Source organism: Streptomyces sp. HNM0645, assembly GCF_030056615.1.
In the GTDB taxonomy this organism is placed as follows: domain Bacteria; phylum Actinomycetota; class Actinomycetes; order Streptomycetales; family Streptomycetaceae; genus Streptomyces; species Streptomyces marianii.
This window is the reverse complement of record NZ_JASHLT010000092.1, coordinates 1-8,072: the sequence shown is the minus strand read 5'-3', so window position 1 is coordinate 8,072 and position 8,072 is coordinate 1. Positions and strand designations below refer to the sequence as shown.

The following is an 8,072-nucleotide window of genomic DNA, read 5'->3' as shown; positions in this document are numbered from 1 at the left end:
CCCCACGCGGGGTGTACCGGTAGCCGAACAGGCGATGGATCAGCTCCGCGACCCTGGCCAGGGTCCACCGCTGATCCTCGCACCAGCCGTGCGCGGCCGGTCCGGCCTCCAACTCGGCCTGCAGGCAATCGGTCTGGTCGTCGCTGAGCTGACAGGGAAAGCCACCAGGCCCCTTCGAGGCCAGGGCTGATCTGCCGCCGTCCCGCCAGGCCGCGTGCCAGGCGTAGGCCGACTTCCGCGACACCCGTAACCGGCGGGCCACCTCCGGCGGCCGCACCCCTTGCTCGAACATCTCCACGGCATCGAAACGCACCGCCTCACGCTTCGCCCGCCCCGCGGCGGTCAGACCGCCGCCATCCGCGTACCTCATGACGAGGATGTAGCACCGCCAACGCCCCCTGTCACCCCACCCTTTCNCCCCTTGCTCGAACATCTCCACGGCATCGAAACGCACCGCCTCACGCTTCGCCCGCCCCGCGGCGGTCAGACCGCCGCCATCCGCGTACCTCATGACGAGGATGTAGCACCGCCAACGCCCCCTGTCACCCCACCCTTTCAACCTCAGGGGCAACATCAACCGACTGAAAATGCTCAAACGCCAGATGTTCGGCCGCGCCGGCCTCGATCAAGCCGAGTCTGGGCATTTCTGACCCTTGAACACCTTCAATTGCGAGAGGCCCCCCTGGGGGTCAGACTGGGTGCGAATCACACGGATCTGCCCGCGGGCCTCGCAATACCTTCCGGTCCCCCCGGTGATTGCGGTCAGGAATGGCGTCGATTCATTGCGGGTCGCATTTTGCCAGGTGATCTGACCTCTGCCTTCCAGCACGTAGGCGCCGTAGCACGAGACCGTTCGAGGATCTGTGATCACAGTGCAGTTGGTCGTGGAGAAGCCCACCTGGTTGCCTTTCTCGTCGAACAGGTCTGCCGTGCTGTTGGGGAAAGAACCGCCGGCTGTACGCGAGATGACAGTAATGACTTCCACTTTCTGTCGGCCCTGGTCCCGTTCAGCATTCCCGTATGCGGATGGCGCGCTGACCACCAGTCCGAGGGCAGCCAATGCGCAGAGACGTGAGGTTGATGACACCTTCATTGCAATCCCTCTTCCGTGACCGAGTGTCGGCTGGGCGACCTCCACGCTAATCTCGCGGCGAGTGAATCCGCACTACTAGAAGTCCGAAAGGGTGGATGTTGGAGAACGCCGCCCCACGGGGCACGGCCCCGGCGTAGTCGGTTGATCCTGCAACGAGACCTGCGGCTACGCGGCCGATGCCGGAACTACGCCGTACCCCTTGAGACCGTCCTTCTCTTCCTGGTTCTCCTTCTTCCCTCGGAGTGCAAGGATCACGTTGCTGCGGCGGTCCCTGCCACGAGGCACGTGGTAACCGGGGCCATCCACTCCATCCGATCGCGCAGGAGCGGCTGACCGTGGGGTGAGGCGAGCGCTGTGTGATGCTCGGAGGGGCGGCTCACTCTCGCCCAGCTTGGTCTGGGCCGTCACCGGGTGGTGCCGGGGCAGGTTCGCCTGAGGCCTGGCGGTCCGAGCGAAACTGGCTCACACGCCACTCACGCGCAACCAGTGAAGACAACGACATGAGACGTCCGGTCACGTCCGCTGGAGTGGTGTATCGACGGCCACTCGGTGATCTCGTCTTTGAGGCTATGCGGTGAGTTCGGTGGGCAGGGCGGGGTCGTCGGTTTCTGACTCGATCGGGTGGAGTCGGGCCTTGGCGAGGAGTTCGCGGCCCATGTAGCGGCGGGCCTCGGTCCACTCGTCGTTCTGCTCGGCCAGGACCGCGCCGACGAGCCGGATGACGGCGGTGCGGTCGGGGAAGATGCCGACCACGTCGGTGCGGCGCCGGATCTCCTTGTTCAGCCGTTCCTGCGGATTGTTCGACCAGATCTGCCGCCAGATCTCCCGGGGGAAGGGGGTGAAGGCGAGCAGGTCGTGCTGTGCGGTGTCCAAGTGGGTTGCCGCCTTGGGGAACTTGGCGTCCAGCGCGTCCAGGACGTGGGTCATCTGGGCCTTCACCGCGTCGGTGTCGGGCTGTTCGAACACGGTCCGCAGCAGCGTGGCGACCCAGGGCTGGGCCGACTTCGGCACCTGGCTCAGCAAGTTCCTCGCGTAGTGGGTGCGGCAGCGCTGCCACGACGCGCCGGGCAGCACCGCGCCGATGGCGTCCACCAGGCCGGCGTGGGCGTCGGAGATGACGAGCTGGACGCCGGACAGGCCGCGGGCGATCAGGGAACGCAGGAAGGCGAGCCAGCCGGCGCCGTCCTCAGCGGTGGCCACGTCCAGGCCGAGGATCTCGCGGTGGCCGTCGGCGTTGACGCCGACCGCGATCAGCGCGTGCACGTTGACGATGCGGCCGCCCTCGCGGACCTTCTGCGTGAGCGCGTCGACCCAGACGAAGGCATACGGCCCCGCGTCCAGGGGCCGGTTGCGGAAGGCCGCGACCTGCTCGTCCAGGTGCTTGGCCATCGCGCTGACCTGGGACTTCGACAGCGTGCCGGAGAGGCGGTCGACGCCGCAACGCGTATCGATCTTGGCACCATGCAATCGTCCACGCGTCGTTCGTTCCACATCATTGAGACCGCCCGCGCCTACAGCCTGCAAGGTGAGTCCGTCTCGGTCGTGCACCTGTTGCAGAAGGCGTACGAGGCCAGCCCGGAGACCGTGCGGTTCGACCTGTTCGCGCGCGGCGCGGCCGTGGAGCTGTCGGAGAACGGCAGCGCGCTCGTCCGTGAAGACGCCCGGGGCCTGGCGCGTCAACTCGGCGTCGCAGCATAGAGGTACAACCTGTACCCCTCTGGGAGGGGGTAGCGGCTGTACCCGCCGTCGACGCAGGGCTGGCTGTCCTGCTGCTCGGGCCCTTCAGCATCGAAGGCGCGAGCGGCCGGATCGACTCCAGCCGCCGCAGCGCTGGCCCGAGTTTGATGCACAGCCGGGTCGCAAGGTTGTACAGCTCGGCCGCCGCGGTCGCGGCCTGTTCGCGATGGCCGTCGGTGCCGAGGGCCTGGGCGAGGGCGATCCGGGAGGGCAGCGCGCGGGCGAGGGTGTCGTAGCGGCAGGCGCTGAACTCGCTGCGTGCGGCGCTGATCGCGGTGCTCACGGTGGCCGGCGTCGGCTCGAGCCCGAGGGGCGCGGCGGGGCGGTGCAGAAGGAGGTCCTCGAGGCCTGCGAGTGCCGGCCGGGCGGAGGCTGTCGGGACAGGGCCCAGGACGGCTGCCATGGCGGCACCGACCAGGCCGGCCAGGAGATTGCGGCGTCGCACCGGATCCTCACTCTCTTCGCCCAGCGGCATCACTCCAGAAGCGGCAGCGGCGGGTGTGGTGATGGCCCCGGCCGGGTGCGGTCGGGGCCATCGGTGTGGGGTGGCCCGCTCCGGGGGAGCGCTTCCGGAGCGGGCCGTCTCCTCGGGCGGGTGTCAGACGCAGATGCTTCCGGCGCAGACGTTGATGTTGGTGGGCAGTACGGTCTTGCCGTAGCCGGCGAGGGTGGTGATGGCGGTGGTTTCCAGCGCGCCGATCTGGACGGTGACGGGCGCGTTGACGTTGTTGTCGGCGACGTTGACCAGGGCGGCCTGGAGGCCGTTGATCTGGGTGCCGTTCAGGGCGCTGATGCCGCCGATGTTGATGGTGGTGCCGTTGAGTACGTCGTTGACGGTGATGACGCCGGAGCAGTTCACTCCGATGCTCTGGTTGGCGCAGGTGTACGGGTGCGAGGAGGATGCAGACGCTGCCGGGGCGAACATTCCGCCGGCCAGGACGGCGGCTGCGGCGGCTGCGGCGACGCGAGCAAACTTCGGCACGGGCACTCCTTTCGTCTTCGCCGGGTTACCGGCGAAGGAACCAGTGGTCACGTGGGTTGCCTGCGGAAATCCGGCGACCCGCGGAAAACTCTGGCAGAGCCCCGACGGGAATTCAGCACACGCCCGCTACTTCCTTACCGGTAATAAGCTGTGATCTTCATGTGACGCACGATTCGAAAGAATCGCCGTGAAGAGCAGACCGCTCCAAACACGAATACGGGCGACCGCAGACGATCCGGACACGCGGGTGCGCGGCGTCCTCCCTTCCATAGCCGGCTGCGTGCCCGTGTTCGGCCCGGGTGGGGTTGAGGGGGTTCTGGCCGGTAAGGGTGTGTCGGTCGGGTGGTGGATGGCTGGTCTGGGGCTTGGGGGTTCGGGATGGTTCGGGTGTGGTGGTGCACGAGTTGAGGCTGGTGCGGTCCGCGCTTGTCGCCCTGCTCGGGCGGGAGTCGTTGTGGAGGTGCGTGCCGTTTCCTGGTCCGGGATGTCCGCCGTGGTGGCCTCGTTACGTCCGGACGTGTGTGTGGATGCCGATTGCCCGGGCCTGCATCGGGCTGGCGGTGCGGCGGAGGTCCTCGCGGGGAGCGGTGCGGGGTTGGTGGTCCTGGCCGACCGTGGCCTGTCCCAGGCGGCTGCGGGAGGCGTTCGCGGCACGGGCCATAGGTTATGCGGACAAGGACGCCGATTCGCGCCGGTTGGTGGAGGCCATCGAGCGGGTGGCCGGCGGTGAAGGGTATGTGGCTCCCACCCTTGCCGCCGCGTTCCGCCGTAGGGGGGAGATGCCGTTCACCCGCGGTGAACTGCGGGTCCTGGAGCTTGCGGCGGACGGAGCGACGGTGTCGGAGATCACCCGGAAGCTGGATCTTGCCGTGGGGTCGGTGCGGAACTATCTGGCCGCGGCCGTCCGCAGGACCAGCGCGCGCAGCCGGGGCGACGCCATACGCTTAGCCCAGAAAGAGGGATGGATATGACCATCCGGCCTCTGCATCGCCCTGCGGAGAATGCGTCGGGGGAGTGGGAGGAGGGCCCGTGGCCGGGCGCGGTCCGGGGCCCTCGGCGCGCTTGTCCGTGGGGACGGTTGATTGCACGCGTCGCCGCGGTCAACGAAGCAGCCACCGCCTGGTCACGGGTTCGGGGTGCGGGTGTGGTGAGGGCCCCGTTTGTTCCGGCCAAGGAGTGTCGGGGGCCCTCGACGGGCGATTCGACAGGGAACGAACGGCGAGCGTCGGGTGGCAACGACGGCGCCGGGTGGAGGGATACGGCCGCTGGTCCTGTCAGGGGGTCTCGTGGCCGGTCAGCGGCATCGTTTGGTTGTCGAGGCAGTTCCCGCGGCCTTGACCCAGGTGTACTCCCAGCGGTCGTCGACCCGTTTCTTCTCCCAGTGGCCTTTGCGTCACTCGCAGCGGTCCCCGTCCGGGCCCCCGGAGTCGCCCATCGGCTGGGAGGCCTGCGCGAGGGCGGGTGGGGGCGTGGCGGCGGCAGTGCTCAAGTAGGCCGCGGAGACTCCGCCGGCGAGCACACCTGCGGCGGCCGTGCTGGCCACAAGGCGACGTATCCGGAAGGAAACGGCCATCCGAAGCACCTTCCTCCCGGGGCGCGGGGGCCTTTCGGATGTCCTCGACACAGGCCGGGTCGGGCGCACGGGACCCGGGCCTCGCACACGGTGCCGCCGCTTGCGCGCGCCTGACACGAGTAGTTCGGAGCCGGCCTGTCTCCGGATAGGCCGTGGGGGATGCCTGCGGCGATGGTCTGCCTGTGATGCCGAGTGTGAGCTGATTCGGGGCGCCTCGGGGAGCGGTCCGGCCGTCCGTCACCGACCTGAAAACGCGTGTTTGACTCGTCCGACCGGTCAGGAGGGCGTGCCGGCCAGGACCTCCACCTTGCCGGTGTCGAGCCAGTAGTAGGCGCCGACCACGGCGAGGGCGCCCTTTCCCACGAGGGGCGCCAGGTCCTGGTTGGAGCGCAGATCGGCCGCGGTCAGCGTGACCTGAGCGCGGGTCATGGTCTCGACCGGGTCGGCGCCACCCTCCCGGACTGCCTGCTCGTACGCCGGCTGGAGGGCTTTGACGATCGCCTGCAGGTTGCCGGGCAGGGGTTTGCCGTCACGAAGGGACTCGTACGCCGCCTTGACGGCGCCGCAGCGCTGATGCCCGAGGACCATGATGAGGGGGGTGCCACTCGTCATGGGCCCGTACTCGACGGACCCGGTGACCACCGGGCCGATTGCCTCCCCACCCGTGCGCATCACGAAGAGGTCACCCAGGCCGGTGTCGAAGAGGAGTTCGGGCGGCACTCGGGAGTCGATACATGCGAGGATCGCGCCGAAGGGCTGCTGCTCCTGGGCCACGAACTGACGCCGGTCCGGATCCCGGTCGGGGTGCTGAAGGTCTCCGCTCACCCAGCGTTCGTTGCCTTCCATCAGCCTCGCGAACGCCGCGGCGGGCGTGGTGATCCGCGGTTGGGGTGAAGGGCTGGCTACCGGCGAGGCGGCCCTGGTCGATGAGCACCCCGCAAGTGCGACCGCGGCGCCCACGAGTCCGCCGGTCAGCAGCGTTCTACGATCCGGACGTCCGGCTCTGTCCATCGGTCGGTCCCCTCGGTGCTGCTCAGACACGTCCCTGCGTCTTGACCAGGCCAAGTGTTCAGCGTGGTGTGGATGCCCTGGCAGCAGGCGCGAGCGGGCGCGGGCCACATTGCCGCAGACGGCCCACAGAACCGGCTCCGGCGGCGGTGTGAAGCCCTGATTCCGAACTCCTCGGCATCGGGCTGGCAACCGGCATCACCCAGGCCACCGTCGCCGGCTTGCGAGCCCAGCGCGGAGCCACCGGCCCGGACGTCCTGTCATACAAGCTGCTCGGCGCCTCTTGGATCGCCGCCTTCGCTGCCCTCTTCCTCGCCATCACCGGCCTGACGTCCGCCCTGGACATGCCGGAACTGCAGTCCATCCTCTGGCCCGCCGGATCCGGCCTCATCGTCGGCATGCTCTACCTCGCCGAAGGCGCCGCACGTCGCAACCTGCTGCACTACGGCCTCGGCGTCTGGCCGGCCCTGACCTCCGCCCCGCGCTCTTCCTCGGCACCCCCGACTTCTACTGGGTCCTTGCGGTCGCAGGCGGCGGCGCCTACACCCTCGCCGCGGCCCTCGAACGCNCGGCACCCCCGACTTCTACTGGGTCCTTGCGGTCGCAGGCGGCGGCGCCTACACCCTCGCCGCGGCCCTCGAACGCCGCCGCCTCGCACAGCATGCAGGACGTTCCCAGCACTGACGGCCCCACTCGCCCAGAGTGCCGGGGTCTCTGCGCATCCGAGTGCAGAACCAGCCGGGCACGGGGCCGCCTGCGGGCAACGGGGCAGGCGCGGGACGGGAGGAGAAGCGGGACAGGAGTGCTGCCCGCTGTCTGGCGCCGAGGCCCCGGACGCGCCGCGTGCCGTTCTGCAACGCCGAGCTGTACGCGGCGCTCCACGCCCACCATCAGCGGCTCCCGAGATGCCGCGAAGCCCACTCCGGATGGCCGGAGGAGACCGAGCGCGGCCGGGGAGACCGACGGGTGACGCGCAGTCCGCGGCGGAGTACGACCGGGTGGTGGTGGGTGGGTGGGTGGGGGGTGCTTCTATGTCTTTCGTCAAGCCCGGGCTGGTCATGCGGCGGCTGTCTCGGGGACGCGTGACTCGTAGAAGGTGCCGTCGCGGAGCATGGCGTACAGGACGCTGATGCGGTGGCGAGCGAGTCGGAGGAGGGCTTGGGTATGGGTCTTCCCGCGGGTCCGGCATCGGTCGTAGTAGGTGCGGGAGGCGGGGGCGTGCAGGGCGGCGTCGGCGGCCCGCTGCAGAACGGTCAGGTCACGGGTGCCGATCACGTCCGGGGTTGCGGCGCCGACCGAGGCGGCGACATCCACCGCCTGGCCGTCGCCCAGGACGACCGGCGTGTCCAGCGTCCGTACCAGCTGCGCGAGACGGTGCGGGCGGCGGGCGGCGGGCAGCGCCAGGACGACGGCGAACTCATCGCCCCCGAGCCTGCCGACGGCTGCGCGCGGGCCAGCCCAAGCGGTGAGCCGGGCGCCGAGGGCAGCGAGGACGGCGTCCCCGGCCGCGTGTCCGAGCGTGTCGTTGATCCGCTTGAACCTGTTTTCCCGGACTAGTACTCCAGCAGTACTTCGTGGCTTGACCTGGGGGAACGTCGAGCGGTGGGAGTGTAGCGGGCGGGCAGTTGTCACGGGCGGTTTCTGCCTGCCCGTCCCTCGAAGGAGTGCCCGCGACGGCG

Annotated in this window: 8 protein-coding genes and 1 pseudogene; 2 read left to right on the top strand and 7 right to left on the bottom strand. The window is 69.3% G+C overall.

Annotated elements, in window-relative coordinates:
* The 3 genes and pseudogenes from QMZ92_RS35250 to QMZ92_RS35240 all read right to left on the bottom strand — a co-directional run.
* Positions 1-370 (bottom strand): helix-turn-helix domain-containing protein (locus QMZ92_RS35250; RefSeq protein ID WP_283301939.1); only part of this gene is annotated, 370 nt, incomplete at its 3' end.
* 255 nt (positions 371-625) lie between these two features.
* The gene (locus QMZ92_RS35245; RefSeq protein WP_283301937.1) at positions 626-1,093 is read right to left on the bottom strand and encodes a hypothetical protein; all 468 of its coding nucleotides are present in this window, start codon (positions 1,091-1,093) and stop codon (positions 626-628) included.
* A 567-nt stretch (positions 1,094-1,660) separates the two neighbouring features.
* Positions 1,661-2,527, bottom strand: a pseudogene (locus QMZ92_RS35240) (IS256 family transposase); the annotation flags it as partial.
* Between the two features lie 27 nt (positions 2,528-2,554).
* Here QMZ92_RS35240 and QMZ92_RS35235 point away from each other — a divergent pair.
* Positions 2,555-2,791 carry a hypothetical protein gene (locus tag QMZ92_RS35235; protein WP_283301935.1) on the top strand — a complete coding sequence of 79 codons (237 nt, stop codon included), beginning with the start codon at positions 2,555-2,557 and terminating at the stop codon, positions 2,789-2,791.
* Between the two features lie 637 nt (positions 2,792-3,428).
* Here the strand turns inward: QMZ92_RS35235 and QMZ92_RS35230 are convergent.
* Entirely contained in the window at positions 3,429-3,812 is a 384-nt protein-coding gene (locus tag QMZ92_RS35230) for a preprotein translocase subunit TatB (protein WP_283301933.1), read from the bottom strand.
* 698 nt (positions 3,813-4,510) lie between these two features.
* Here QMZ92_RS35230 and QMZ92_RS35225 point away from each other — a divergent pair.
* Positions 4,511-4,783, top strand: coding sequence for a response regulator transcription factor (locus tag QMZ92_RS35225; protein WP_283301931.1), 273 nt, complete (start codon positions 4,511-4,513; stop codon positions 4,781-4,783).
* Positions 4,784-5,205: 422 nt separating this feature from the next.
* On the opposite strand, the gene QMZ92_RS35220 is transcribed toward QMZ92_RS35225, so the two are convergent.
* The 3 genes from QMZ92_RS35220 to QMZ92_RS35205 all read right to left on the bottom strand — a co-directional run bounded on the left by QMZ92_RS35220 (position 5,206) and on the right by QMZ92_RS35205 (position 8,025).
* The gene (locus QMZ92_RS35220) at positions 5,206-5,385 is read right to left on the bottom strand and encodes a hypothetical protein (protein WP_283301929.1); all 180 of its coding nucleotides are present in this window, start codon (positions 5,383-5,385) and stop codon (positions 5,206-5,208) included.
* 276 nt (positions 5,386-5,661) lie between these two features.
* Entirely contained in the window at positions 5,662-6,231 is a 570-nt protein-coding gene (locus tag QMZ92_RS35215; RefSeq protein WP_283301927.1) for a carbonic anhydrase, read from the bottom strand.
* Positions 6,232-7,449: 1,218 nt separating this feature from the next.
* The gene (locus tag QMZ92_RS35205; RefSeq protein ID WP_502962217.1) at positions 7,450-8,025 is read right to left on the bottom strand and encodes a GGDEF domain-containing protein; all 576 of its coding nucleotides are present in this window, start codon (positions 8,023-8,025) and stop codon (positions 7,450-7,452) included.
* Between the last annotated feature and the right edge of the window lie 47 nt (positions 8,026-8,072).